General features: G+C 55.7%; 30 protein-coding genes. 16 read left to right on the plus strand and 14 right to left on the minus strand.

The genetic code is table 11. From position 1 onward, the window contains the following. Window positions 1-41: 41 nt before the first annotated feature. The 4 genes from fdhF to ycgZ all read right to left on the minus strand — a co-directional run bounded on the left by fdhF (window position 42) and on the right by ycgZ (window position 3248). The gene (fdhF, locus tag AC2FAJ_RS01380) at window positions 42-2192 is read right to left on the minus strand and encodes a formate dehydrogenase subunit alpha (RefSeq protein WP_485453725.1); all 2151 of its coding nucleotides are present in this window, start codon (window positions 2190-2192) and stop codon (window positions 42-44) included. A 183-nt stretch (window positions 2193-2375) separates the two neighbouring features. After that, complete coding sequence (locus AC2FAJ_RS01385) at window positions 2376-2654, minus strand: biofilm/acid-resistance regulator YmgB/AriR (protein ID WP_028012859.1); 279 nt, start codon at window positions 2652-2654, stop codon at window positions 2376-2378. Between the two features lie 29 nt (window positions 2655-2683). Continuing rightward, window positions 2684-3004, minus strand: a complete 321-nt coding sequence (locus AC2FAJ_RS01390) for a hypothetical protein (protein ID WP_047365422.1) — start codon at window positions 3002-3004, stop codon at window positions 2684-2686. A 4-nt stretch (window positions 3005-3008) separates the two neighbouring features. Next, window positions 3009-3248 (minus strand): regulatory protein YcgZ, encoded by a 240-nt coding sequence (ycgZ, locus tag AC2FAJ_RS01395; protein WP_028012861.1) that lies wholly within the window; start codon window positions 3246-3248, stop codon window positions 3009-3011. A gap of 340 nt (window positions 3249-3588) precedes the next feature. On the opposite strand from ycgZ, the gene AC2FAJ_RS01400 reads away from it, so the two are divergent. From AC2FAJ_RS01400 to ldtE, 9 genes are all read left to right on the plus strand, one after another. After that, a complete protein-coding gene (locus AC2FAJ_RS01400; RefSeq protein WP_153656011.1) occupies window positions 3589-4809 on the plus strand; it encodes a diguanylate phosphodiesterase in 1221 nt (406 codons plus the stop codon). A 188-nt stretch (window positions 4810-4997) separates the two neighbouring features. Further along, window positions 4998-5726, plus strand: a complete 729-nt coding sequence (locus AC2FAJ_RS01405; protein WP_069732396.1) for a MerR family transcriptional regulator — start codon at window positions 4998-5000, stop codon at window positions 5724-5726. A 313-nt stretch (window positions 5727-6039) separates the two neighbouring features. Continuing rightward, on the plus strand, window positions 6040-6408 hold the full coding sequence (gene sufA, locus AC2FAJ_RS01410) for a Fe-S cluster assembly scaffold SufA (RefSeq protein WP_041910386.1): 369 nt from the start codon (window positions 6040-6042) through the stop codon (window positions 6406-6408). 8 nt (window positions 6409-6416) lie between these two features. Then, window positions 6417-7907 carry a Fe-S cluster assembly protein SufB gene (gene sufB, locus AC2FAJ_RS01415; RefSeq protein WP_028012865.1) on the plus strand — a complete coding sequence of 497 codons (1491 nt, stop codon included), beginning with the start codon at window positions 6417-6419 and terminating at the stop codon, window positions 7905-7907. A gap of 9 nt (window positions 7908-7916) precedes the next feature. Next, window positions 7917-8663 carry a Fe-S cluster assembly ATPase SufC gene (sufC, locus tag AC2FAJ_RS01420; RefSeq protein ID WP_041910384.1) on the plus strand — a complete coding sequence of 249 codons (747 nt, stop codon included), beginning with the start codon at window positions 7917-7919 and terminating at the stop codon, window positions 8661-8663. Next, the gene (gene sufD / locus AC2FAJ_RS01425) at window positions 8638-9909 is read left to right on the plus strand and encodes a Fe-S cluster assembly protein SufD (RefSeq protein ID WP_485453726.1); all 1272 of its coding nucleotides are present in this window, start codon (window positions 8638-8640) and stop codon (window positions 9907-9909) included. The genes sufC and sufD overlap by 26 nt, the downstream gene beginning before the upstream one ends. Continuing rightward, on the plus strand, window positions 9906-11126 hold the full coding sequence (sufS, locus tag AC2FAJ_RS01430) for a cysteine desulfurase SufS (protein WP_485453727.1): 1221 nt from the start codon (window positions 9906-9908) through the stop codon (window positions 11124-11126). The genes sufD and sufS overlap by 4 nt, the downstream gene beginning before the upstream one ends. Window positions 11127-11139: 13 nt before the next feature. Then, window positions 11140-11556, plus strand: coding sequence for a cysteine desulfuration protein SufE (gene sufE / locus AC2FAJ_RS01435; RefSeq protein ID WP_028012869.1), 417 nt, complete (start codon window positions 11140-11142; stop codon window positions 11554-11556). Between the two features lie 97 nt (window positions 11557-11653). Continuing rightward, window positions 11654-12667 carry a L,D-transpeptidase LdtE gene (ldtE, locus tag AC2FAJ_RS01440; protein ID WP_028012870.1) on the plus strand — a complete coding sequence of 338 codons (1014 nt, stop codon included), beginning with the start codon at window positions 11654-11656 and terminating at the stop codon, window positions 12665-12667. Window positions 12668-12727: 60 nt separating this feature from the next. Here the strand turns inward: ldtE and lpp are convergent, their stop codons facing one another. The 5 genes from lpp to AC2FAJ_RS01465 form a co-directional block, all read right to left on the minus strand. Next, complete coding sequence (gene lpp / locus AC2FAJ_RS01445) at window positions 12728-12964, minus strand: murein lipoprotein Lpp (RefSeq protein ID WP_001082307.1); 237 nt, start codon at window positions 12962-12964, stop codon at window positions 12728-12730. 309 nt (window positions 12965-13273) lie between these two features. Then, entirely contained in the window at window positions 13274-14686 is a 1413-nt protein-coding gene (gene pykF / locus AC2FAJ_RS01450; RefSeq protein ID WP_014883536.1) for a pyruvate kinase PykF, read from the minus strand. Window positions 14687-14693: 7 nt separating this feature from the next. Next, window positions 14694-14888 carry a protein YnhH gene (gene ynhH / locus AC2FAJ_RS01455; protein ID WP_418721936.1) on the minus strand — a complete coding sequence of 65 codons (195 nt, stop codon included), beginning with the start codon at window positions 14886-14888 and terminating at the stop codon, window positions 14694-14696. 175 nt (window positions 14889-15063) lie between these two features. Then, window positions 15064-16209, minus strand: a complete 1146-nt coding sequence (locus AC2FAJ_RS01460) for a trans-sulfuration enzyme family protein (RefSeq protein ID WP_048960384.1) — start codon at window positions 16207-16209, stop codon at window positions 15064-15066. Window positions 16210-16220: 11 nt separating this feature from the next. After that, window positions 16221-17591: a pyridoxal-phosphate dependent enzyme gene (locus AC2FAJ_RS01465; RefSeq protein WP_041910373.1), complete on the minus strand. Its 1371-nt coding sequence runs from the start codon at window positions 17589-17591 to the stop codon at window positions 16221-16223. Between the two features lie 399 nt (window positions 17592-17990). Here AC2FAJ_RS01465 and AC2FAJ_RS01470 point away from each other — a divergent pair, with 399 nt between their 5' ends. From AC2FAJ_RS01470 to fumD, 4 genes are all read left to right on the plus strand, one after another. Continuing rightward, window positions 17991-19013: a methionine ABC transporter ATP-binding protein gene (locus AC2FAJ_RS01470; protein ID WP_045261544.1), complete on the plus strand. Its 1023-nt coding sequence runs from the start codon at window positions 17991-17993 to the stop codon at window positions 19011-19013. Next, complete coding sequence (locus AC2FAJ_RS01475; protein ID WP_485453728.1) at window positions 19006-19674, plus strand: methionine ABC transporter permease; 669 nt, start codon at window positions 19006-19008, stop codon at window positions 19672-19674. The genes AC2FAJ_RS01470 and AC2FAJ_RS01475 overlap by 8 nt, the downstream gene beginning before the upstream one ends. 23 nt (window positions 19675-19697) lie before the next feature. Further along, complete coding sequence (locus AC2FAJ_RS01480) at window positions 19698-20510, plus strand: MetQ/NlpA family ABC transporter substrate-binding protein (RefSeq protein WP_028012875.1); 813 nt, start codon at window positions 19698-19700, stop codon at window positions 20508-20510. 110 nt (window positions 20511-20620) lie between these two features. Beyond that, window positions 20621-20830 (plus strand): fumarate hydratase FumD, encoded by a 210-nt coding sequence (gene fumD, locus AC2FAJ_RS01485; RefSeq protein ID WP_028012876.1) that lies wholly within the window; start codon window positions 20621-20623, stop codon window positions 20828-20830. Here the strand turns inward: fumD and AC2FAJ_RS01490 are convergent. From AC2FAJ_RS01490 to AC2FAJ_RS01505, 4 genes are read right to left on the minus strand one after another with little or no spacing between them, the layout of a single operon-like run. Then, a complete protein-coding gene (locus AC2FAJ_RS01490) occupies window positions 20811-21497 on the minus strand; it encodes an amino acid ABC transporter permease (protein WP_163332425.1) in 687 nt (228 codons plus the stop codon). The genes fumD and AC2FAJ_RS01490 overlap by 20 nt on opposite strands. Then, window positions 21481-22227 (minus strand): amino acid ABC transporter permease, encoded by a 747-nt coding sequence (locus AC2FAJ_RS01495; RefSeq protein ID WP_163332424.1) that lies wholly within the window; start codon window positions 22225-22227, stop codon window positions 21481-21483. Before AC2FAJ_RS01495 ends, AC2FAJ_RS01490 begins: the two co-directional genes overlap by 17 nt. Then, the gene (locus tag AC2FAJ_RS01500) at window positions 22227-23042 is read right to left on the minus strand and encodes an amino acid ABC transporter ATP-binding protein (RefSeq protein ID WP_485453729.1); all 816 of its coding nucleotides are present in this window, start codon (window positions 23040-23042) and stop codon (window positions 22227-22229) included. Before AC2FAJ_RS01500 ends, AC2FAJ_RS01495 begins: the two co-directional genes overlap by 1 nt. A gap of 2 nt (window positions 23043-23044) precedes the next feature. Then, complete coding sequence (locus tag AC2FAJ_RS01505) at window positions 23045-23875, minus strand: ABC transporter substrate-binding protein (protein WP_072050480.1); 831 nt, start codon at window positions 23873-23875, stop codon at window positions 23045-23047. Between the two features lie 241 nt (window positions 23876-24116). Here AC2FAJ_RS01505 and AC2FAJ_RS01510 point away from each other — a divergent pair, with 241 nt between their 5' ends. The 3 genes from AC2FAJ_RS01510 (at window position 24117) to AC2FAJ_RS01520 (ending at window position 26030) form a co-directional block, all read left to right on the plus strand. Further along, entirely contained in the window at window positions 24117-24284 is a 168-nt protein-coding gene (locus AC2FAJ_RS01510; protein WP_032644868.1) for a hypothetical protein, read from the plus strand. A gap of 144 nt (window positions 24285-24428) precedes the next feature. After that, complete coding sequence (locus AC2FAJ_RS01515) at window positions 24429-25835, plus strand: DUF1996 domain-containing protein (RefSeq protein ID WP_045630173.1); 1407 nt, start codon at window positions 24429-24431, stop codon at window positions 25833-25835. A gap of 93 nt (window positions 25836-25928) precedes the next feature. Then, complete coding sequence (locus tag AC2FAJ_RS01520; RefSeq protein ID WP_374208898.1) at window positions 25929-26030, plus strand: LuxR C-terminal-related transcriptional regulator; 102 nt, start codon at window positions 25929-25931, stop codon at window positions 26028-26030. A gap of 35 nt (window positions 26031-26065) precedes the next feature. On the opposite strand, the gene AC2FAJ_RS01525 is transcribed toward AC2FAJ_RS01520, so the two are convergent. Then, complete coding sequence (locus tag AC2FAJ_RS01525; protein WP_003857665.1) at window positions 26066-26206, minus strand: hypothetical protein; 141 nt, start codon at window positions 26204-26206, stop codon at window positions 26066-26068. Between the last annotated feature and the right edge of the window lie 74 nt (window positions 26207-26280).

The raw sequence follows: 26280 nt of genomic DNA on the forward strand, positions 1-26280 counted from the left end.
ACGCGGTGAGCCTCCTCTCCTTATACGTTATACGTTATACGTTATACGTTCACGGCATTGATCAACCGCGTTTTCATCGTCTGGTAAGACGACGCCGCAAAATCCTCCGCCCAGCGCTGGTCCTCAATGGCTTCCAGCTTTACCGCGCAGTACTTGGTTTCCGGCGTTTTGGAGACAGGGTCAAGGTTATCCTGCGTTAACTCGTTGCAGGCGCCAATCCACCACTGGTAGGTCATATAGACCGCACCGGCGTTGATACGCTCACTGATGCTGGCGCGGGTGATGACCTTGCCCCTGCGTGAACGAACCCACACCAGCTGGCCGTCACTGATTCCCAACTTATCCGCATCGGCAGGATTCACCTGCACCCGTCCCGGCTCATCGGCCAGGCTTTGCAGCGCGGCGCAGTTCCCGGTCATTGATCGGCACGAATAATGTCCCACTTCACGCACCGTGCAGAGCACAAGAGGGTAGTCATCATCAGGGGTTTCTGCCGGTGCGCGCCACGGTGCAGCAAAGAGCTGCCCCTTGCCGGTTGGGGTGTCGAACTGATTGTCTTTGTACAGGTATGGCGTTCCCGGATGATCGAGCGTCGGGCACGGCCACTGCACGTGGCCCATCTCGCCCATTTTTTCATACGTCACGCCGTAGAAGAGCGGGCACAGCTCGCGCATTTCATCCCAGATCTGCTGGTTATCGTCGTAATGCATCGGATAGCCCATCTCGGTGGCGAGCAGGCTGACGATCTCCCAGTCGCGCTTCACGTTGCCTTTGGCCACAATAGCCTGGCCAAAACGCTGGAAACCCCGGTCTGCGCAGGTAAAGACGCCGCCGTGTTCGCCCCATGAGGTGGCAGGGAGCAGAACGTCCGCCACTTCCGCCGTTTTGGTCATAAAGATGTCCTGAACCACCACGAAGTCAAGCGCCTCGAAACCGCTGCGGACCAGGCCGAGATCGGCTTCCGTCTGCAGCGGATCTTCCCCCATGATGTAATAGGCTTTGACCTTGCCTTCCAGCGCAAGGTGAGGCACCTCGGTAATGCGCGTCCCGACGCGATCGTCCATGTTATTCACGTTGATCCCCCAGGCATCGGCGAACTTCTGCCGGACAGCCGGATCGGTCACATCCTGATAGCCGGGGAACATATTCGGCAGAACGCCCATATCGCAGGCGCCCTGAACATTGTTTTGTCCGCGCACGGGACCGACACCGACGGCAGGGCGGCCGAGGTTGCCGGTCAGCAGTGCCAGGCTGGAAAGCCCTTTGACGACATCGACGGCCTGGCCAAACTGGGTCACGCCCATTCCCCACATTACCGTGGCGGAAGGGGCCGCCGCGAAGGTGCGCATTGCCTGACGAACGTCGCGGGCGGGGATGCCGGTGAGGTGTTCTACGCGCTCTGGGGCATACTCTTTCACCGTCTGCCGATAGGCCTCAAGTCCTTCGGTAAACCGCGCGACGTAGTTCTTGTCGTACAGCTCTTCTTCCAGAAGCACATAGCCAAAGGCGTTCACCAGCGCCATGTTGCTACCGTTCTTCAATTGCAGATGCTGATCGGCAATACGCGCCGTTTCGATGCGGCGCGGGTCGCAGACGATGATTTTCGCGCCGTTTTCACGGGCCTTTAGCACGCGCCGGGCGACGATAGGGTGGGAGTCTGCGCAGTTATAGCCAAATACCAGCAGGCATTTGGAGTGTTCAATATCGTTGATAGAGTTGCTCATTGCACCGTTGCCGAGGGTCTCCTGAAGTCCGGCGACGGAAGGACCGTGACAAACGCGCGCGCAGCAGTCGACGTTGTTGGTGTGCAGCACCGCGCGGGCAAATTTTTGCATCACGTAGTTGGTTTCATTCCCGGTACCGCGCGACGACCCGGTGGTCATAATCGAACGCGGGCCGAACTGGGCTTTAATGCTGCTGAGCTTCCGGGCGGTGTAGCGGATAGCCTCTTCCCAGGTCACGGGAGTGAATGTCTCTCCCTTGCGGTAGCGGATCATCGGCTGGGTCAGGCGTGGGGTGAGCAGGCGGGTATCGTTAAGGAAATCCCATCCGTAAAATCCTTTCAGGCATAGCGTGCCTTGGTTTGTGGCCCCCTCTGCCGCTTCGGCACGGATGATACGGTTATTCTCAACGACAAGGTTTAGTTTGCAGCCTGCACCACAGTAAGGGCAGACGCTGGCGATTTTTTTCATCAATAACAGACCTGTTAAGAAATGAAGCAAAATGACTGGTAAGCCCAGTCCCGTAACAGGGAGTAAGCAGAAACCATGCCATCTTTATAACGTTTCTTTACAGGGGGTTATGAAGAGAGGGGGGTGTCATCGTCAGCATGTTCGACAATTCTGACGATGACACGATCGCTGAATGCAGGGCGTTTAAACGTCATCCATGGTGTAGCCCACCACGATTTCCAGCGTCTTGCGAATCACATCCGCCTGAACCACGTCGTGAGTGGCTTCCAACGTCTGAATGAGCCACAGGATGATCGCTTTATTGGAAATATGACCTTCAGAGGCCAGAACACAGCGTACTGCAGTAGAAAAAATAGCGGACTCTTCAGCAAAACGATCGCCTGCGTGACGGAAATATTCCGCCAGCGCACTGTCTAAAAAAGCAGAGTGGTATTCGGGTTGAAGCTGAATATTTTGTCTCATTTGTTCTCACCGTAGCTGTTAAAATGCAGTCAATGTATTTTTTTGGGATCGGACGGCTTTCCCTTTCCAAACAACGACACTACATTGCCTCTGTTATCATTGAGAGGTCCCTCTCTGCTCATTCGTCCTTGCGCGGTTCTGCGACGTTTTAATCCGAGGCTTTTTGATCCGATATCGGCAATCGCCTTCGCCAGTGTCTCCCGCCGCCGGGGATTCTTTTCATGTGTTTTCATCTGCCGCAGACGCTGAACCAGAGCTTCAGTTGTAACGGGGCCACGCTCTCTCAAAAGAGAAAGAACGGCTTCGCCAATCAGCTGATCGGTCAGTTTGTCTGCGTCACTGCGGTTCATCACGTTATCGTTCGAAGAGCAAGCCAAGCAGCATATGGTAATGCTGTTCCTCTTCGGGGCCCTCGGCCCTTTCAAGGCGACTTAACAGTTTGGTACAGAGCGATTTGCGATTGAGATTTCGCCCGTCGCTAAGGATCTCAACAACGACCTGACCCAGCGTTTCCTGTTGGGTTGGAAGTGTGGCTTTTTCGAAGTACTGTGCGATCGCTGCTGCGGAATCTGCGACGTAACCTTTCTGCTGCATGTTTCGCTCCTGTAAAATTTTGTAATCAGTAACGTTACATTTAAGGTATACACTTTTTCTAAATCTGTACATTAAAAATGTACAGATTTTTAATAAAATCAGGATATATTTAATAAATGCTATATTTCTCAATCGCTTGCTTGTTTATCATGAAACGGTAATGCTACAGAATATATTGTACAAATCGCACGGCCGCTGTTAAGTTGTACAACACTTGTGAGAGTGCCATTAACGGGCGTAAATGATTGAGATGTAAATTATTTGTGAGGCAATTAATGTGCTATAAGAGAAGTCTCTCCACATGTTTTTGTGGTCAAAACCCTTAACCCCCAGGAATCGCATGCTTACAACCATCATTTACCGCAGTCATATCTGCGAGGACGTTCCAGTGAAAGCACTGGAAGCTATGGTCGCTGCTGCAAATAATAAAAACCGGCAAGCCAACGTCACGGGGATCTTGCTGTTTAACGGCACACATTTTTTTCAGTTGCTTGAGGGGCCAGTGGAGCATGTTTCTGCTATTTATGAGGAGATCTGCAACGACCCGCGACACCATAACGTAGTCGAGCTGATGCGCGATCACGGCCCCGTCCGGCGTTTTGGCAATGTGGGTATGGAGCTTTTTGATTTGCGCCAGTTCGACAGGAACGAGGTGCTGCAACAGGTGCTGAACAAGGGAACAACACGCTATCAGCTGACTTACAATGACCGTCCGCTGCAGTTTTTCCGTACCTTTGTCGAGGCCACGGAAAAAGCGAACTATTTTGAACTGCCGCCTGCGGATTCCTGGGAGTTCGTTCGCGAAGAAACACGCTTGTCAGCGCAACCCGAGGTGGTCGCGAAAGGAGCGGATTGCAGCTTTGCTTTCCAGCCGATAGTTGATCCGTTTATGCAGCAGGTTGTCTCCTGGGAGGCGCTTCTGCGCACCCCGTCCGGCGACTCGCCGGGGGCCTATTTCGCCAGCCTTACGCATGATGAAGTTTACGCGTCTGATTTGCAGAGCAAGCAGGTGGCGCTCTCGATGGCCAGCGCGCTGGGGTTACAGGATCAGACGTTATCCCTTAACCTGCTGCCTATGACGCTGGTTAACATTCCCAATGCGGTGGACTTTCTGCTCACCGCAATTGAAGCAAACGGTTTTGTACCTGAACAGATCGTGGTGGAGTTCACCGAGAGCGAAGCCATTTCACGTTTTGAAGAATTCACGGATTCAGTCAGACAGCTAAAAAGTGCAGGCATCAGCGTGACGATCGATCACTTTGGTGCCGGCTTTGCGGGACTACAGCTACTGGCCCAATTCCAGCCCGACAGAATTAAGATTAATCGCGATCTCGTCGCGAACGTGCATAAAAGTGGCCCTCGACAGGCCATCATTCAGGCGATTATCAAATGCTGTTCCTCGCTTGAAATTCAGTTCTGCGCGGTCGGCGTGGAGAAGGCAGAAGAGTGGATGTGGCTGGAATCTGCGGGGATTTCCCAGTTCCAGGGGCATCTTTTTGCCAGCCCCCGCCACGGCGGAATTCCGGCGATTGCATGGCCGGAGAAAAAATTTGATTTTTGATAAAGCTGTACAAAATTCGGCAGACTTAGCTGTACGAGAAGCAAACTTTAGACAACAATGTATTAACAGGTGAAGGGAGAACGACCCCTTTCACCTGTGCAAAATGCGGTCTTAGTTATACAAATGGTTTGTACAATCTGATAAGGTTGGTGTAGTTAGGTATGGAAGTTCTGAGCGTGAGGGAGTTAATGGCCTATTACAGTATCGGCGAAGTGGCCGAACGATGCGGTATCAACCCCGTTACGCTGCGTGCCTGGCAGCGACGTTATGGATTGTTGAAGCCGCAGCGCAGCGAAGGGGGTCATCGTCAGTTTGACGATGAAGATATCCTGCGTATTGAAGAGATCAAACGCCTGATGAAAAGCGGCGTTTCGGTCGGAAAAGTAAAAGCTTTGCTGGAAAATAAAGAAGTCCTGACTCAGGGTAATTGGGTCTCGTTCCAGGAAGAGATGATGACCGTTCTGCGTTATGCCAGCCCGGCAAAGCTGCGCGCCAAAATCGGTGAGTTCCGCCGGGATCACGCCATGGATGCGCTGATTGATAACATCATTTCCCCCGTCCGCCAGCGAATGAATCAGGATCAAAATACTGTACGCCACATGGCGAGCATGCTTGACGGCGTCCTGATTGAATTCGCGGTTCTAAGCCTGGCGGAGTCGCGCAAGAAAGCGGGTAAAGATGCGTTGCTTATCGGCTGGGAATGCGATGACCGTACCCATCTTTGGCTTGAAGCCGCGCGGCTGGCGCAGCAAGGCTGGCACATTGACGTGCTGGCGGACCCGATTGATTCTCCGCGTCCTGAACTTTTCCCGGGGCAAAAAATCTTCGTCTGGACGGGAAAAACGCCAACACCGCGTCAGCAGGAACAGCTGGATCACTGGCGTGAGCAGGGTTTTAGCGTTTCATTTCACCAATAATAATCAGAGGCCTTGAGGGCCTTTTATTGTTTTAGACACTTCCAGAACAAAAGCTATCTCAAAAATAGGCATTTCCGATACATATTTTACTTTTCCTTTCTTCACTGTTTTCTCCGACAGATAATCCATTAATTTTCAAAGTATTGAACAATTAAATCCATCCCGCCCGCATCTTCTGACAGGGTCTATGCTTAATAAAAGTAGACAAAAAGGGCGGTTTAGCCGAATGCCCCTGCTGACAGAGGGTTGAAGTGATAATCGTTATCACTAACATGGTGTTATGCCCTGATGGCTAATCAGATGAGGTGGACCTATGGAACTGCATTCAGAAACCTTCAATCCTGCCGATTTCGCCTGGCGAGGATTAACGCTCACGCCTGCGGCGGCGGCGCATATCCACGAGCTGGTGGCAAAAAATCCCGACATTCTCGGCGTGCGCTTAGGCGTTAAGCAGACCGGCTGCGCGGGCTTTGGCTACGTGCTGGATACCGTCACCGCACCGGAAAAGGATGACCTGGTGTTTGAAACCGACGGCGCAAAGCTGTACGTCGCGCTGCAGGCTATGCCGTTTATCGATGGAACCGAAGTGGATTACGTGCGGGAAGGTTTAAACCAGTTATTCAAATTTCATAACCCGAAAGCCCAGAACGAATGCGGCTGCGGCGAAAGCTTTGGGGTATAGGCGGTACTATGTCTCGTAATACTGAAGCAACGAGTGATGTAAACACCTGGAGCGGCGGACACCTCAACTATAAAGAGGGTTTTTTCACGCAGCTGCAGACCGACGAGCTGGCGAAAGGCATTAATGAAGATGTGGTGCGCGCCATTTCGGCCAAACGTAACGAGCCCGAGTGGATGCTCGAATTTCGCCTGAGCGCATTCCGCGCCTGGCTGGAGATGGAAGAGCCGCACTGGCTGAAAGCCCACTACGACAAGCTGAACTACCAGGATTACAGCTACTACTCCGCCCCCTCCTGCGGCAGCTGTGACGATACCTGCGCCTCGCAGCCCGGCGCGGTCCAGCAAACCGGTGCCGAGAACAGCTTCCTGAGCAAAGAGGTTGAAGAGGCGTTTAATCAGCTGGGCGTGCCCGTGCGCGAGGGGAGAGAGGTGGCGGTAGACGCCATTTTCGACTCCGTCTCGGTGGCGACCACCTACCGTGAAAAGCTGGCCGAGCAGGGGATCATTTTCTGCTCCTTTGGCGAAGCCATTCATGACCATCCCGATCTGGTGAAAAAGTACATCGGCACCGTGGTACCGAGCAACGATAACTTCTTCGCCGCGCTGAATGCCGCGGTAGCCTCTGACGGCACCTTTATCTACGTGCCGAAAGGCGTGCGCTGCCCGATGGAGCTCTCCACCTATTTCCGCATCAACGCCGAAAAAACCGGACAGTTTGAACGCACCATTCTGGTAGCGGACGAAGGCAGCTACGTCAGCTATATCGAAGGGTGCTCCGCCCCGGTGCGCGACAGCTACCAGCTGCACGCGGCGGTGGTTGAGGTCATCATTCACAAAGACGCCGAGGTGAAATACTCCACGGTGCAGAACTGGTTCCCCGGCGACGGCAATACCGGCGGTATCCTGAACTTCGTCACCAAGCGCGCGCTGTGCGAAGGCGAAAACAGCAAAATGTCCTGGACGCAGTCGGAAACCGGCTCCGCTATTACCTGGAAATACCCGAGCTGTATTCTGCGCGGGGATAACTCCATCGGTGAGTTTTACTCGGTGGCGCTGACCAGCGGGCATCAGCAGGCCGATACCGGCACCAAGATGATCCACATTGGGAAAAACACCAAATCGACTATTATCTCGAAGGGGATCTCCGCCGGGCATAGCCAGAACAGCTATCGCGGGCTGGTGAAAATCATGCCGACGGCCACCAACGCGCGTAACTTCACCCAGTGTGATTCAATGCTGATCGGTGCCGACTGCGGGGCGCATACCTTCCCGTACGTCGAGTGTCGCAACAACACGGCTCAGCTGGAGCACGAGGCGACCACGTCGCGCATTGGGGAAGATCAGCTCTTCTACTGCCTGCAACGCGGCATCAGCGAAGAAGATGCCATTTCGATGATTGTGAACGGCTTCTGTAAGGACGTGTTCTCTGAACTGCCGCTGGAATTCGCCGTTGAAGCACAAAAACTCCTCGCCATTAGTCTTGAACACAGCGTCGGTTAAGGAAAGCACATGTTAAGCATTAAAGATTTACAGGTTAGCGTGGAAGAGAAAGCGATCCTGCGCGGTCTCAATTTTGACGTCAAGCCGGGTGAAGTTCACGCCATCATGGGGCCAAACGGCTCCGGGAAAAGTACGCTTTCAGCGACGCTGGCGGGACGTGAAGATTACGAAGTAACAGGCGGCTCGGTCGAATTTAACGGCAAAGATCTTCTGGAGATGTCTCCGGAAGACCGCGCGGGCGAGGGCATTTTTATGGCCTTCCAGTACCCGGTGGAAATTCCGGGCGTCAGCAACCAGTTTTTCCTCCAGACGGCGCTGAATGCGGTGCGCAAGTATCGCGGCCAGGAGGCGCTGGATCGCTTCGACTTCCAGGATCTAATGGAAGAGAAAATCAAGCTGCTGAAAATGCCGGAAGATTTGCTGACCCGCTCGGTGAACGTTGGCTTTTCCGGCGGCGAGAAAAAGCGTAACGACATTCTGCAGATGGCGGTGCTGGAGCCCGAGCTGTGCATTCTGGATGAGACCGACTCCGGTCTGGATATTGACGCCCTGAAGATTGTCGCCGACGGGGTGAATTCCCTGCGCGACGGCAAGCGCTCGTTCATTATCGTCACCCACTACCAGCGCATTCTGGACTACATCAAGCCGGACTATGTCCACGTGCTTTACCAGGGACGTATTGTGAAATCCGGTGATTTTACGCTGGTTAAACAACTGGAGGAGCAGGGTTATGGCTGGCTTACCGAACAGCAGTAATGCGCTCCAGCAGTGGCACCGGCTGTTTGAGGAGCAGGGTAATACGCGCTCCGAGCAGGCGCAGCAGCACCTGCAGCAGATGCTGCGCCTCGGCCTGCCGACGCGGAAGCATGAGAACTGGAAATACACCCCGCTCGACGGCCTGCTGAACGGCGAGTTTGTGACGCGTCTGGCGGAGATTGACCCGGCCCGGCGCGACGCTCTGGCGCTGACGGTGGATGCGGTGCGTCTGGTCTTTGTCGACGGCGTCTGGCGTCAAGAACTGAGTGATGACGCCCGGGATAGCGGGTTCGATATCGTCATTAACGACGACCGCCATAGCCTGAGCACCCCGGTTCAGCCGGAAGTTTTCCTCCACCTGACCGAGAGCCTGGCCCGCAGCGTGACGCATATTCAGGTCAAGCGTAACCAGCGTCCGGCAAAACCGCTGCTGCTGATGCACATCACACAGGGCGTGGAGGGCGATGAGATCAACACCGCGCACTATCGCCATCACCTTGAGCTGGCGGAGGGGGCGGAGGCCACGGTAATCGAACATTACGTCAGCCTCAACGAGCCCCGCCATTTTACCGGGTCGCGGCTGACGATGAACGTTGCCGCCAATGCGCAGCTTCACCATATTAAGCTGGCGTTTGAGAATCCGCAGAGCCACCATTTTGCCCATAACGATCTCCTGCTGGGCCAGGATGCCGCGGCGTACAGCCACAGCTTCCTGCTCGGCGGCGCGGTGCTGCGCCACAACACCAGCACGCAGCTTAACGGTGAAAACACTACGCTGCGCATCAACAGCCTGGCGATGCCGGTGAAGGCAGAAGTGTGCGACACGCGTACCTGGCTTGAGCATAACAAAGGCTACTGCAACAGCCGCCAGCTGCACAAAACCATCGTCAGCGATAAAGGGCGGGCGGTGTTTAACGGCCTGATTAACGTGGCCCAGCACGCCATCAAAACCGACGGGCAGATGACCAACAACAATCTGCTGCTGGGGCGCCTGGCGGAAGTGGACACCAAGCCGCAGCTGGAGATCTACGCCGACGACGTAAAATGCAGTCACGGCGCGACGGTCGGTCGGATCGACGACGAGCAGATGTTCTACCTGCGCTCGCGCGGCATCGACCAGCAGGCGGCGCAGAAAATGATCATCTACGCCTTTGCGGCGGAGCTTACGGAAGCGCTGCACGATGGCGTATTGAAGCAGCAGGTGCTGGCCCGCATTGGTCAGCGTCTGCCCGGAGGCGAAGCATGAGTTTTCCCGTAGAGAAAGTGCGGGCCGATTTCCCGGTTCTGACCCGTGAAGTGAACGGCCTGCCGCTGGCCTATCTCGACAGCGCGGCCAGCGCGCAGAAGCCGAATCAGGTGGTGGATGCGGAAGCCGAGTTCTACCGCCACGGCTACGCCGCCGTGCATCGCGGTATTCATACCCTGAGCGCCGAGGCGACCCAGCGCATGGAAAACGTGCGCACGCAAATTGCAGCCTTCCTCAATGCACGCCTGCCGGAAGAGCTGGTATTTGTGCGCGGCACAACCGAGGGGATTAACCTTGTCGCCAACAGCTGGGGCAACGCCCAGGTGCGCGCGGGGGATAACATCATCATCACCCAGATGGAGCACCATGCCAATATTGTGCCGTGGCAGATGCTCTGCGAGCGTGTCGGCGCGCAGCTGCGGGTCGTTCCGTTGAACGACGATGGCACGCTGCAGCTGGAGCAGCTTGACGCCCTGCTGGACGCTAAAACGCGGCTGGTGGCGGTCACCCAGGTCTCTAACGTGCTGGGCACCGAAAACCCGGTGACAGAGATTATCGCAAAAGCCCATCAGGCCGGCGCGAAGGTGCTGATTGACGGCGCGCAGGCGGTGATGCACCACGCGGTGGACGTGCAGGCGCTGGACTGCGATTTCTACGTATTCTCCGGGCATAAGCTCTATGGCCCGACCGGGATTGGCGTGCTGTATGTGAAAGAGGACATCCTGCAGACGATGCCGCCGTGGGAAGGGGGCGGATCGATGATCGCCACCGTCAGCCTGACGGAAGGGACGACCTACGCCCGTGCGCCCTGGCGTTTCGAGGCGGGCACCCCCAACACCGGCGGGATTATCGGCTTGGGGGCGGCGGTGTCTTACGTCTCCGCAATCGGCCTCGACGCCATTCAGGAGTACGAACAGCTGCTGATGCACTACGCGCTGCAGGAGCTTGCCAGCGTGCCGGACCTTACCCTGTATGGCCCGGCTGACCGACAGGGCGTGATTGCCTTTAACCTGGGGAAACACCATGCCTATGACGTGGGAAGCTTCCTCGATAATTACGGCGTGGCCGTCCGTACCGGCCACCACTGCGCCATGCCGCTGATGGCTTTTTACCAGGTGCCGGCAATGTGCCGCGCATCGCTGGTGATGTATAACACAATGGAAGAGGTCGACAGGCTGGTGGCGGGGCTTAAGCGCATTCACCAGCTGCTGGGCTAAGAAGAGGCAAAAGATGGCAGAACTGCCGGACAGAGACAAATTGCTGCGCAACTTTGGACGCTGTGCAAACTGGGAAGAAAAGTACCTTTATATCATCGAGCTGGGGCAGCGTCTGCCGCCGCTCGGTGAAGAGGCGCATAACCCGGAAAACATTATTCAGGGCTGCCAGAGCCAGGTGTGGATTGTGATGGAGCAGTCTGACGACGGCACTATCGCCCTGCACGGCGACAGCGATGCGGCCATTGTAAAAGGGCTGATTGCGGTCGTCTTTATTCTTTACCACCGGATGTCGGCGCAGGATATCGTCGCGTTCGATGTCCGCCCGTGGTTTGAAAAAATGGCCCTGACCCAACACCTCACCCCATCCCGCTCCCAGGGGCTGGAAGCGATGATTCGCGCCATTCGCGCCAAAGCTGCAATCCTTAGCTAGACTTACAGAACAGCATTCATTCTGTTTCGCGAGGTGGCTCCCGCCTCGCTGGTTTTTCAGCTTTCTGGCATCCTGCCAGTGAATAAGGAATCTCAGCATGAAGCGCGCGTCTCTAATAACTCTATTACTCCTCAGTTCGCTCGGTACGTTTAATTCGGCCCGCGCGATGGACTATCCGTTGCCGCCCGCAGGCAGCCGTCTGATTGGGCAAAATCAAACCTACACGATACAGGAAGGGGATAATAAGCTTCAGACTATCGCCCGTCGGTTTAATACGGCGGCGCAGGTGATCCTTGAAACGAACAATACCATTGCGCCAGTAAACCCGGCGCCGGGTACCGTTATCACCATCCCGTCGCAGATGTTGCTGCCGGATACCCCGCGCGAAGGCATTGTGGTTAATCTGGCCGAGCTTCGGCTCTACTACTTCCCGCCGGGAGAAAATATTGTCCAGGTCTTCCCGCTCGGCATCGGACAGCTGGGGCTGGAAACGCCGGTGAGCACCACCCGCGTCAGCCAAAAAATCCCTAATCCAACCTGGACGCCAACGGCGGGCATCAGAGCGCGTTCTCTGGCCCAGGGAATTAAATTGCCTCCCGTCGTCCCGGCGGGGCCAAATAACCCGCTGGGGCGCTATGCGCTGCGTCTGGGAATTGGTAATGGGGAATATCTTATTCACGGCACCAGCGCGCCGGACAGCGTAGGTCTGCGCGTCAGTTCCGGCTGTATGCGAATGAACGCCCCGGATATTAAAGCCCTGTTTGAACAGGTGCGGGTCGGCACGCGGGTACAGATCATCAACGAGCCGGTGAAATTCTCGGTTGAGCCGGACGGTAAGCGCTATATTGAGGTCCACCGTCCGCTGGCGCAGGTGGAGGGCGAGAACCCGCAGATTTCGCCCATTACCCACTCGGCAGACTTTGCCACCTTTGTTTCTCAGGCCGGAAGCGATAAGGCGTTAATTGATAAAGCCCTGGCGCGCCGTGCCGGGATCCCGGTTGTCGTATCCGCGGGTAGCGGCCCGTCGGCCAGCAATAGCGTGTTGTCAGTGCAGAACAGCCGGGTGTCTGCTGCGGTAGCAGAAGAGGAAGGGGAAAAGGTAACGCAGTAGCAGTTTGACGCAGGCAAAAAAAATGGCGCACAATGTGCGCCATTTTATTAACAGGTACTATTACTTACGGTATTTAGTAGCCTGGTTGTCCAGACGCTGGTTAGCGCGAGCTGCGTCGTCTTTAGCAGCCTGAACGTCGGAACGCATTGCGTTCACGTCGTTGCTCAGCTGGTCAACTTTAGCGTTCAGAGTCTGAACGTCAGAAGACAGCTGATCGATTTTAGCGTTGCTGGAGCAACCAGCCAGCAGAGTAGAACCCAGGATTACCGCGCCCAGTACCAGTTTAGTACGATTCATTATTAATACCCTCTAGATTGAGTTAATCTCCATGTAGCGTTACAAGTATTACACAAACTTTTTTGGGTTGAGAATATTTTTTTGATGGGAATACGCCTATTTTTGATCGTTCGCTCAAAGAAGCATCGAATCAGTGCGTTTTGAGTAAAAAGCTATGTAAAAAAAGGCATTTTTCATCGGATTCATCTTAGATAAATCGCATTTAAATAGAAAAACCCGATTTGCTTTTTGAATGAATTTGGCTAATGCCGGGAATAAAAAAAGCGCCCATTGGGCGCTTTTTATCAAATTTAATTCGTTCGTGAATTATTACAGCACGTGAACGGAGGCAGTATTGGTTGTTCCGCTTGGTACCAGAGCACCAGAAACCATTACAACCACGTCGCCCTTCTGCGCCAGACCGCTTTCCAGAGCCATTGCTTTACCCTGAATGTAGAAATCGTCAGTAGAGGCGATCTCTTTGACCAGGTGCGCAACCACGCCTTTGCTCAGCACCAGCTGACGTGCGGTGGTTTCGTTGGTGGTCAGGGCCAGGATGGTGGCATCCGGGAAGTATTTACGCACTGCGCGCGCAGATTTACCGCCCTGGGTCGCAACAACAATCAGTGGCGCTTCCAGTTTCTCAGCGGTTTCTACCGCACCGCGGCATACTGCTTCAGTGATGCGCAGCTTGCGGCTGTCGTTGTTGAAGTCCAGACGGCTGGTCATTACGCGGTCAGTACGTTCGCAGATGGTCGCCATGATGCCGACCGCTTCCAGAGGGTATTTCCCTTTCGCGGATTCACCGGACAGCATGACTGCATCGGTACCGTCGAGGATGGCGTTCGCCACGTCGCCTGCTTCAGCGCGGGTAGGGCGTGGGTTTTTGATCATGGAATCCAGCATCTGCGTGGCGGTGATAACCACTTTACGCGCGCGAACACATTTCTCGATCATCATCTTCTGCGCGAAGATCACTTCTTCAACCGGGATTTCAACGCCCAGGTCGCCACGAGCAACCATGATGCCGTCAGACGCTTCGAGGATTTCGTCGAAGTTGTTCAGGCCTTCCTGGTTTTCGATTTTGGAGATGATCTGGATCTTCTCGCCGCCGTGGGCTTTCAGGTGCTCACGAATTTCAACCACGTCGGAACGCTTACGGATGAAAGATGCCGCAACGAAATCAACGCCTTGTTCGCAGCCGAAGATCAGGTCCTGTTTGTCTTTCTCCGCCAGTGCTGGCAGCGCGATAGAAACGCCCGGCAGGTTAACGCCTTTGTTTTCGCCCAGGTCGCCGTTGTTCAGCACTTTACAGATAACTTTGTTGCCTTCGATAGCGGTGACTTCCATACCGATCAGACCATCGTCGACCAGCACGGTGTTACCCACGGACAGATCGCTGGTGAAGCCTTCATAGGTGACCGCAACGATTTCGCTGTTACCAACAACGGATTTGTCGGTAGTGAAGGTGAAGGTCTGGCCCGCTTTCAGAGAGACGTCGTTACCGCCTTCCAGTTTGATGGTACGGATTTCCGGACCTTTGGTGTCGAGCAGGATCGCCGCTTTTTTACCGGTCTTGCTCATCACGTTGCGCAAGTTCTGGATACGCTGACCGTGTTCTGCGTAGTCACCGTGGGAAAAGTTCAGACGCATCACGTTCATGCCGGCGTCCAGCATTTTGCTCAGCATCTCTTCGGATTCGGTTTTCGGGCCGATAGTACAAACAATTTTCGTCTTTTTCATGACAGTCTTAGTCTTTAAGTTGGGAAGGATATGGAAATCTCGCTCCGGGGGCGCACCGCCGCGGAGTCAAACCTGTGTTGCAAAAGAGTATATGACACGCACTAAGGATAGGAGACATCAAATGAGCGTGCAGAAGAAAGTGTGCCTGAGTGACAGCCCAACGAAGGAGAGGAGAAGTTGTACGTTGTTTTTTGTATTCCAAGCGCTGAAACCATTCACCAGGGATTTGGCGCGCATTATACGCTAATTTTAAGATAAAAGGAAAATGGAAACGGTGTTTCAGAATTAATCAATGCCGTTTCACATAATATTGTTATCAAGGCGTTAAGCCATGATGACAACTTTTGGCGGCAGGTGAGCGACCTGCCGCCGTTTGCTTATTTTTGCAGCGCCTGGCTGAGGTCGGCAATCAGGTCTTTTGGATCTTCAATGCCTACCGAGAGGCGGATCAGCTGCGGCACAATGCCGTTTGCCAGCCGTTGCTCCAGCGGAATCGAGGCGTGCGTCATGCTGTAAGGCTGGCTCACAAGGCTCTCCACGCCGCCCAGGCTTTCCGCTAGGGTGAACAACTTCAGGTTGCGAATCACCTCGGTGGCGCGTTGCGCGTCACCTTTCACCACGACGGAAATCATGCCACCGGGCAGCGCCATCTGCGTACGGGCAAGCTGGTACTGCGGATGCGATTCCAGGCCGGGATAGAACACTTTTTCGACCAGAGGATGCTGCGCCAGCCATTGCGCAATCTCCAGCGCGTTGCTGCTGTGCTTTTCTACCCTCAGCGCAAGCGTGCGAATACCGCGCAGGGTCAGGAAGCTGCTGAACGGATCCAGGACACCACCGACCGCATTTTGCAGATAGCCAAGCTGGTCCGCCAGCGCCGGATTATCTCCCACCACTGCCAGCCCAGCCACCACGTCAGAGTGGCCGTTAAGGTATTTGGTGGCGGAGTGCACCACGATATCGAAACCGGACGCCAGCGGACGGTGTATCACCGGCGACGCGAAGGTGTTATCCGCCACGCTGATGACGTTATGACGACGGGCGATCGCCGCAATGGCCGCCAGATCCGCCAGCTTCAGCAGCGGGTTGGTCGGCGTTTCGACCCACACCATGCGGGTCTCCGGGCGAATGGCGGCCTCAAGCCCGGCTAAGTCGTCCGGTTTAACCCAGCTGACCTGCAGACCGGTGCTGCGCTTGCGTACGTTTTCGATCAGGCGATACGTCCCGCCGTAAACGTCATCAATGGCGACGATATGGCTGTCTTTATCCAGCAGTTCGAGCACCGTGGAGATGGCCGCCAGACCGGAAGCAAAGGCGTAGCCGCGCGTGCCGCCCTCCAGTTCGGCAATCGCCGTTTCCAGCGCATGGCGCGTTGGGTTGCCGCTGCGGGAATACTCATAGCCGGTATGCTCGCCGGGTGACGGTTGCGCAAACGTCGAGGTGGCGTAAATCGGCGGCATGACGGCGCCGTGCGGGTCGTTGAATGCGCCGCTGTGGACGCTCAGGGTTGCCAGGTTTTTCATCGTTTAATCCTTTATTGCTGTAGACGATTGCGCCACGCGGTCAGGACGTCGCTGCGCGTAATCAGACCGAGAAAACGGTCATTGTCGTTAATGACGGCTACCAGACCTCGGTCGAAGATGGCGTGCAGGGCGCTCTCCGGGGCACGTTTATCGAGAAATTCCACCTGACGGGTCATGGCCGCCGTGACCGGCAGGGCAAAGCGGTCGCCGTCGCCGCCGATATGCCGCAGGAGATCCCACTCGTCGATAATGCCCACCACCTTGCCATTCTCCAGGACCGGCAGCTGAGAGATGTCATACAGGCGCATGCGTGCCAGCACGGTGGAAAGCGTATCGTCCGGCGCGGCGGTGACGGTAGCGCCTTCATCATGGCGCAGGGCAATGTAGTCAGAGAGATCCCCCGCCTGAGGGCGCGTGATAAGCCCCTGCTGGCGCATCCAGTCGTCGTTAAACATCTTCGAGAGATACTTATTGCCGCTGTCGCAGGCAAAGGTCACCACGCGCTTCGGCGTGGTCTGCGCCTGGCAATACTTCAGCGCCGCCGCCAGCAGCGTGCCGCTGGAGGAGCCCGCCAGAATGCCTTCCGTTTTCAGCAGCTCGCGCGCGGTGGCGAAGGCTTCGCGGTCGGAGATGCGCCAGGCACGATTCACCCCTTCGATGTGAGCCAGCGGGGGAATAAAGTCTTCGCCAATGCCCTCTACCAGCCAGGAGCCCGCGTCGTGGTAGCGTCCGGTTTCCACCTGGTCGGCCAGCACCGACCCGGCGGGGTCAGCCAGGACAAACTCCGTGTGCGGAGAGTGCTCGGCGAACCACGCCTGCAGGCCACCGAGCGTACCACCTGAGCCGACGCCGACCACGATGGCGTCAATTCTGCCGTCAAGCTGCTCGTACAGCTCCGGTGCCGTGGTGGTGCGGTGCGCCAGCGGGTTGGCCACGTTATTAAACTGGTCGATGTAAAACGCGCCGGGCAGCTCGTTAGCCAGACGCCGGGCGTAATCCTGGTAATAGGCGGGGTGGCCCTTATTCACGTCCGAGCGGGTCAGCACCACCTGAGCACCCAGCGCGCGCAGGTGGAAAATCTTTTCGCGGCTCATTTTGTCAGGCACTACGAGGATCAGCGAGTAGCCTTTCTGGGCGGCGATCAGCGCCAGGCCGAGGCCGGTATTGCCCGCCGTGGCCTCAATAATCGTGCCGCCCGGCTGCAGCTGGCCGGTGCGCTCCGCTTCGTTAATCATCGACAGCGCAACGCGGTCTTTAATCGAGCCGCCGGGGTTCTGGTTCTCCAGCTTCAGAAACAGCGAGCAGGGACCGGTATCAAGCTTATGCAACTGGATCAGCGGCGTGCGGCCAATCAGTTCGGTGACGGAGTGGTAAATCGTCATGATGTTTTCCTTTCGGTATGTCATGACGGGATGATAGGGCTGTGAAATTTTCTCAATAAAGAACCATTCACTGCCGTTTAGAACGGAAAGGAATATAAATACCGTTTTTGGATGTCAGGAAAGCAAGACGTAAAGTTGTCTGGATGTGAGGATGGCTATATCGGCATAAAATGCTGAAAAAATGACCACTTTTACGGTAGGTAAGCCAGCATATATGCGTCTCGTAGATAATCATTGCTGAAATTGGTCTAAATGCTTCCCGCCCGGCAAATTCGCTGTTTATTTCTGAAAGTTATAAGACATGCTTTTTTGTTCATTTAAAAGCTGATAACGCCTGTTTACTATCTTTTGGACATCCATACTGCTAAACCGCTATATGCGAACGGATAACGTATAAGAATGATCGTACTCAGGAATATTTCGAAGGTTTTTGACAACGGAAAGGTCGCGCTGACCGCCGTTGATAACGTCAATTTGACGATAGAGCAGGGACAGATTTACGGCATTATCGGTTACAGCGGCGCCGGGAAAAGCACGCTGATTCGCCTGCTGAACGGTCTGGAGAAACCCAGCGCCGGGAGCGTCACCATTAACGGGCAGGATATCTCCGCCGCAAAAGGTGAAGCACTGCGCCAGGCGCGTCTGAAGATCAGCATGGTGTTTCAGCACTTCAACCTGCTGTGGTCGCGCACGGTGAGTGAGAACATTGCTTTCTCTATGCAAATTGCCGGTGTGCCAAAAGCGAAGATTAAGGCGCGCGTCGCCGAACTGGTTGAGCTGGTTGGCCTGAAGGGACGCGAAAATGCGTATCCGTCGCAGCTGAGCGGCGGGCAAAAGCAGCGCGTGGGGATTGCGCGCGCGCTGGCCAACAACCCCGACGTGCTGCTCTGCGATGAGGCTACGTCCGCGCTCGACCCGCAGACCACCGATCAGATCCTCGATCTGCTGCTGGATATTAACCGCCGCTTCAAACTCACCATCGTGCTGATCACGCACGAGATGCACGTGGTGCGCAAAATCTGCGACCGCGTGGCGGTGATGGAGAACGGCAAAGTGGTGGAAGAGGGCGACGTGCTGAGCGTCTTTACCCATCCACAGCAGCCGATTACGCAGCAGTTTGTCCGCCAGGTGAGCCAGTACGCCGAGGAAGAGACCTTCAATACCGAACTGGCAAACGATCTGGAAGGCACGGTGATCAGGCTGACCTTTACCGGACACAGCACGCACAAGCCGATTGTCGGGGAACTCACCCTGCGCTACGGCCTGCCGTTTAACATCCTGCACGGAAAAATGACGCAGACCGCCCACGGTGTTTTCGGGCAGCTCTGGGTCCACGTGGCGGCATCCGATGAACAACTGAACAATATCCTCGCCGACCTGCAGCACAGCGATATTGAAGGCGAGGTAATTAAACATGTCTGAGAATCTCTTTCCGCATCTCAAGTGGGAGCAGCTCTGGGCTGCAACGCTGGAGACTCTGTACATGACCGCGCTGTCCGGCGTGGCGACCTTTGTGCTGGGCATCGTGCTGGGGCTGGCGCTTTTTTTAACCGCGCGCGGTGGCTTGTTCCACAACCGCACGGTCTACAGCGTCATTTCGATTGTGGTGAACGTGTTCCGCTCTATTCCGTTCATCATTCTCATCGTTCTGCTGATCCCTTTCACCAAGACCGTCGTCGGCACCATCCTTGGCGCTAACGCGGCGCTGCCGGCCCTGATTGTCGGCGCCGCGCCGTTCTATGCGCGTCTGGTGGAGATCGCCCTGCGCGAAGTGGACAAAGGGGTCATTGAAGCAACGCGCTCGATGGGCGCACGACTGAGCACGCTTGTGTTTCGGGTTTTACTGCCGGAATCATCACCTGCACTGGTATCAGGTATTACGGTGACGCTGATTGCGCTGGTGAGCTACAGCGCCATGGCGGGGGTGATTGGCGCCGGTGGTTTGGGAAATCTGGCTTATCTGGAAGGATTCCAGCGCAACCATGGTGACGTCACGCTGGTGGCAACGGTGACCATTTTAATCATCGTTTTCATTATCCAGTTCTGCGGCGATGTCATTACTTCACTGTTAGATAAACGCTAATAAATACACACAGGAACCACATCATGAAAAAGACACTGACACTGATCGCCGCCGCAACCCTGAGCGCCCTGAGCTTCGCCTCCTGGGCCGATACCCTGACCGTGGGCGCATCCAACACGCCGCACGCCGAAATTCTGGAGCAGGCCAAGCCGATTCTGGCGAAGCAGGGTATCGACCTGGAGATTAAACCGTTCCAGGACTACATTCTGCCGAACACCGCGCTGGCGGGTCATGACATCGACGCGAACTATTTCCAGCACATTCCTTACCTGAACAGCGTGCTGAAAGATCATGCGGGCGATAAAGACTACGATTTTGTCAGTGCGGGCGCGATCCACATTGAGCCAATCGGCATCTACTCAAAAAAATACAAATCCCTGAAGGACCTGCCGGAAGGCGGCAAGATCATCATGCGTGATGCGGTTTCCGAGGAAGGCCGTATTCTCTCCATCTTCGAAAAAGAGGGCGTGATAAAGCTGAAGCCGGGCATCGACAAAGTGACGGCGCGCATCAGCGATATCGTTGAGAACCCGAAAAAACTGAAGTTCACGCCAAACGTGGAAGCGTCCCTGCTGCCGCAGATGTACAACAACGACGAAGGCGACGCGGTGGTGATTAACGCCAACTATGCGATAGACGCCGGTCTGGATCCGGTTCACGACCCGATTGCTGTCGAGAGCGGTGAAAACAACCCGTACGCTAACATCATTACCGTGCATCGTGGCGATGAGAAAAAGAAAGACATCGTCGCGCTGGTGAACGTGCTGCACTCCAAAGAGATTCAGGACTGGATCCGCACCAAATACAAAGGCGCGGTCATTCCCGTGAACAACTAATTATTTGATTTTCCAGATGAAGCCCGGCGAGATCCTCGCCGGGCTTCTTTTTTGTATCCGGCGGGAGAATCATTTAAGCTCAACGTTTAACAGGCAATGGAGTGATGACGATGGGTAACGTGACCAAAGATGAAGCGCTGTACCAGGAGATGTGCCGGGTGGTCGGAAAGGTGGTGCTGGAGATGCGTGATTTAGGGCAGGAGCCGAAGCATATTGTCATTGCGGGCGTGCTGCGCACGGCGCTGGCGAACCAGCGCATCAAGCGCAGCGCACTGACAACCGAAGCGATGGAAACGGTGGTTAAGGCGCTGGCCGGCTAACGTGCCAGCGTTTCGCGACCTGTTCAAGCGAGCAGCAGAGCAGGTAATAGACCGCACCCGTAAAGATAAAGATGGCCGCCGGGTAGATTTGCACCCGGTTGTTGACCTGTCCCGCCACCGTGGTTAGCTCCGGGACGTTGACGATGAATGCCAGCGACGTATCCTTCAGCAGGCTGATAAAAATTCCCACCAGCGACGGCAAAATATTTCTCAGCGTCTGCGGCAGCAGCACGCGCCACAGGGTTTGCTGTGTGCTGAACCCCTGAGACAGCGCGGCCTCGTTTTGACCCGCAGGGAGCGCCCTGAGCCCGGCAAAAACCGAATGCATCACCGATGCCGCCGTAAACCAGGCCAGCGCCAGCGTCACGGTCAGCGCCCCCGGCAGCTCCCCGCCGGTGATCAGCGGCAACAGGTACCACATCCAGAAAATCACAAAAATCAGGGGAATACCGCGAATCAACTCCGCCCACAGAAAAAGCCCTCTGCGCACCAGCCCAGGATAGCGCCAGGCGAGGCACGCCAGCGCCACGCCGCCGGGAAGCGCAAGCAGGGCGGCCCCTGCGGCCATCAGCAGCGAAAGCAGTACGCCGCCGGGTTCACCCGCTGCCGTTCGTCCCCACAGCAGATAATCCAGGTTTTCGACAATAACGTTAAATCCTGCAATCATCTTTCTTCCTCCCTGAATGCGGACCGACGCGCACCAGCACCATCCCCATGACAATGCCGGTAAGCAAATAGAGCACCGTACCGACGATAAACGCCTCCATGGCGTGGGCGTTGTAACTTTCAATCTGCCGGACCTGGTAGGTTAGCTCAGCGAAGCCAATCCCGCTGGCGAGCGAGGAGAGCTTCATCAAGTTGAGGTACTGGCCGACAACGGGTTGCCAGGCGTTGGCGAGCCCCTGCGGCAGAAGGATGTAGCGAAATAAACGCCACGAGGAGAACCCTTGCGCCAGCGCCGCTTCCTGCTGTCCGGCAGGAACTGAACGCAGCCCCGATGCCGCTTCCTCAATTAAAAACGCCGAGGTAAAAACGCCCAACCCCCAGGCAGAACATAAATACTCAGGGGTAAACCACCAGACGTCGCCGGGCAGAATTGACCAGCTGTGATCCGCATTCACCGCGTCTCGAAAGCCCTGCGGTAACCCGTTCCAGGCGGCGAAATACCAGAACAGCAGCTGCACCAACAGCGGCGTATTGCGAAACAGCGATACCCAGCCGTTGACGATCGCATTTCCGATGCGTCCACCGGAAAGACGCAGGAGCAAAAAGGTCGGTGCAAGCAGGCTGGCGATCAGGCCCCCCGCCAGCGTCACCCACAGGGTGGTGAGAAATCCGGAGAGTATCCACTGCAGAGGCTGTCCGGCCAGCACTCCCTGCCAGTCGAGGGCGGGCATCAGAGGTGCTCCTGGTGCAGCGGGTTCAGCACTTTTTGCAGGAAACGCTGCGCCCGGGGATGGGACGGTTGACTGAAAAATTGCCCCGGCGGCGCGGTTTCAAGAATCTGCCCCCCGTCGATAAATACAATCCGGTCGGCAATTTCCCGGGCGAACTGCATCTCATGAGTCACGACAATCATGGTGATCCCGCTATGGGCAAGGGCTTTCATGACGAATAATACTTCGCCAATCATCTCCGGATCGAGCGCCGACGTCGGCTCGTCGAAGAGGATGATCTGCGGCGACGAGGCCAGGGCGCGGGCAATCGCCACGCGCTGCTGCTGGCCGCCGGAAAGCTCAGCGGGGAAGTGGTGAGCCTTTTCCTGCATTCCGACCTTCTCCAGCAGCGCCAGCGCGCGCTCCTGAGCTGGCTGCGGCTTCCAGCCGTGCACATGCTCCAGCGCCAGGGTGATGTTCTGGCTGGCGGTGAGGTGGGCATACAGATTGAACTGCTGAAACACAAATCCAACGCGGCTGCGCAACTGACGCAGCCTGCTGCCGGAAAGCTGCCCGGTCGGCTTGCTGTCGACCAGGATTTCCCCGCCGCTCAGGGTTTCAAGCTGATTGATAAGACGGATCAGCGTTGATTTACCCGAACCGGAAGGGCCGAGAATAGCAACCACTTCACCGGGCGTGATGGTGAGGTTAATGTCGCGTAAAACCTGATGGTCGCCGTAGCGTTTGTCCACGTGACGAAACTCAACGCTGGCCTGTTCCAGATGTGAAAAATCCGCGGCACCGTCCGCGGAATGGGAAAATAAACCTGAGAGCATAATTACCTGGCTTCTATTTTAAAGGCGCGAGGCTGTGGAGCGGGCGTGTTTGGGCCAAACCAGACGTCATAGATTTTTGCCGCCTGACCGTTCTTCTCGAGATTAACCAGCTCATCGTTGACGGCTTTCAGCAGCGCTGTTTCACCTTTCTTCACCCCGACGCCAATTTCTTCCTTACTGAGCAGATCGGGCAGGATTTTGAAGTTCGCTCTATCCGGGGCCTGTGCCAGCAGGCCTGCAAGAATTGTGCTGTCCTGGGTAATGGCCTGCACGTTGCCGTTACGCAGCGCCGTCAGCGCCAGAGGAATGTCGTCATAAGCCAGCACGCGGGACTGCGGGAAACGCTGGTGGAGCGCCTGTTCACCCGTGGTGCCTTTGACCGCGCCAATGCGCGCCCGGCTGTATTCATCCAGCTTATCGGGCGATTTGGCGGGAACCAGGAACTGTTGTCCGGTCACGAAATAGGGGGTGGAGAAATCAATCACCTGCGCGCGTTCCGGGGTGATGGTGATATCCGCTACGATCAGATCTGCTTTACCGGACTGAAGCAGCGGAATTCGGTTGGCCGGATTGGTGGCAACCAGTTCAAGCTTCACGCCGAGTGATTTTGCCAGTGCTTTGGCAAAGTCCACGTCGTAACCCACGATCTCGTGCGTTTTTGCATCAATTGAGCCAAACGGTGGGTTGGCGTCAAACGTGGCGACTTTCACCACCCCTGCGGCCTTAATATCTTCCAGCCGATCGGCCAGCGCCTGCGCTGAAAACAGGCTCCCGGCGGCCAGTAATCCCAGAACTGCCGTCCCTTTTTTAAACCTTTTCATCTTTGCTGCCATAGTCATCGTTCGTCCCGTTGTTTTTGTTTTGCACCGTTACGCTCCCATAAGCAAAAGCTATCGCCAAATAAGAAAATGTTCTTTGCTCTATACAAAAAAGCATTAGTGAACAGTGTGTTACCGGCAGGTAAATGTAAGGAGCTATTTGCACGTCCTGCACATCGACTGCCGGAATTGATATTTCCGCGGCCAGGAAACGCGTGCTTAACTCAAGGCTGGTGAAGCGAGAGGGGTAAAGGCAATGAAAAAATGGATCGGCACGCTACGGCGGTTTTTTGCGACCCGGCCAGCGAATGCGGAGAACAGCGCGCAGCGTGTTCTGGAGTCAATACTGCCTGTTGCCAGCCTGTATGGCGTGGACGTCGCTAACATCGACCCGGAGTGGTTCCATGATAAAACGTCACGCTGAACTTCGCCGCACGCGCGAAACGTACTGGAATGAGCTGTGCGTGATGCCTGTAAAGCAGGGATGAACGGAAAAATACGCGGGCAAATCCTCGGTAAACCCTGGCCGTTTTGATACCAATATCTCCTTTCTCAGAAGGAGATGATAATGAAACGGACAGTATTAACCCCGGCACTTTCTGCCACCGCACTACTGATTGCCATGCAGGCGGCGCACGCTGCGCCACAGGCGCACGTCGTCTGCGGTTACTCCCACACGCTCGGCGACGATGCCATTATGATGCACGGCATGCCCAACGAGGCCATGCTGCACGATTTTTTTGGCAACGTGCAAACGGATGCCTTCTCCAGCCGTGAATCGCTGCGTAAAGATGAAAAGACCACCTGCGATAACAAAGCAGACAGCTCGGCCTACTGGGCACCCTCTCTGAAATTGCCTGACGGAACGGTGGTCAAACCCGCCTATCAAAAAACCTATTATCAGGCATCGAACGTCGACGCCTGGCCGCTGCACCCGTTCCCGGCGGGGCTGTCGCTGCTGGCGGGCGATCATCACGGCACCGCGCCGAATCCACATATCACCTTCCTGTGCGCTAACGGCAAGGGCTACACCACCAAAACGGGTGAGGTCTGCGGCTTACGCAAGGCGAACGATGCCGTGCAGTTTAATATTGGCATTCAGTTTCCGAACTGCTGGGACGGGGTAAATCTTAAGCCCGCTCACGGTCTTGCCAATGCCACCTACGACACCAAAGGGCAGTGCCCGTCCGACTTCCCGGTGAAAATTCCCACCGTGAACATGAACATTGCGTACGTGCTCCCGACGATTAGCTCGCTCGATACCAGTAAAGCGCAGCTTTCTCTCGATCCCATCATGCACGGCAACGAGCGTGAAGAGCGGTGGGGGAGCCTGTATACGGCGCATGCTGATTTTATGAACGGCTGGACGGAAGACGCCGCGCGCTTTATGACCGACCTGTGCATGAACCGCGGTCTGGACTGCGGCACCACCGTTCCGTATGGTTATTCAAAAGCGAAGGCCAACGTCTGGCTCAGCAGCCTGGAGCCCGCGCTTACCCAGCCAGAGCCCCAGGTCCTGCTGGTGCAGGATAACTGGCAGAACGGCGGGCGCACCAAAAACAGCGAAACGCTGTCGCTGGTGAAGTTTCACATTCCCCCGCTGCCTGCCGGACAGGATCCTTCGCAGTTTAAATACCGCGTGCGGATTTATGGCGGGAAAGTGGAAACCAACGGCGCGGATCAAATTTTCTTCTATCCGGCAAGCAACGACTGGGATCCGGCCAGCGTGAGCTGGCAGTCGCGGCCAGCCTGTAACTACCGCTCGGATGCGGTGCTTTACCTTAACCACTCCCGCGAATACCGGATGGTGGACGTGGATAAGGCGGTGCGCAAGGCGCTGGCAGAAGGGAAAACCGAGATTTCGTGGTACATCGGCGGCGATCGTCAGGGGAATCACTACCAGTTTGAGACGGCGTCTTCCCCGCAAAGCCTGATCCTGATGCTGACCGGCTTTAGCAAAACGCCGGAGATCTGATTACGCCCGCGTTTTTTTGTTCTCATCAACGTTAACTGGTAATGTCGACAGCCTGAAAAATGAGAAGGGCATTCTGGTTACCCTGGGGTACTGCTGGAAGGGTGCAGTAATAAAGAGGTGGCTGCACGCCTGAATCTTTCCCCGAGAACCGTGGAAGCGCACCGTGCGGCGGCCATTGACTGGCTGAAAAAGTAAAATAAAAAAGCACCGGTTTACCGGTGCTTTTTTTATCAAATCTTGCAGGCATCACCGCAGTCGTCGTCGGCAACAATCGCCTGCGCTTTTTTATCCGCGTCGTCCAGACGTTCCGCGTTACGCTCTTCCGCTTCATCCAGACCGTTAAAAACTAAGTTATCGAGATCAATTTCCATGTTGCACCTGCTCTGTTCGGTTTTTGATACTGGCACAGTATAGGGTAAAAAACGTCGGCAATGTACCTCGCAGC

Source organism: Enterobacter cloacae complex sp. 385G4 (assembly GCF_057320665.1).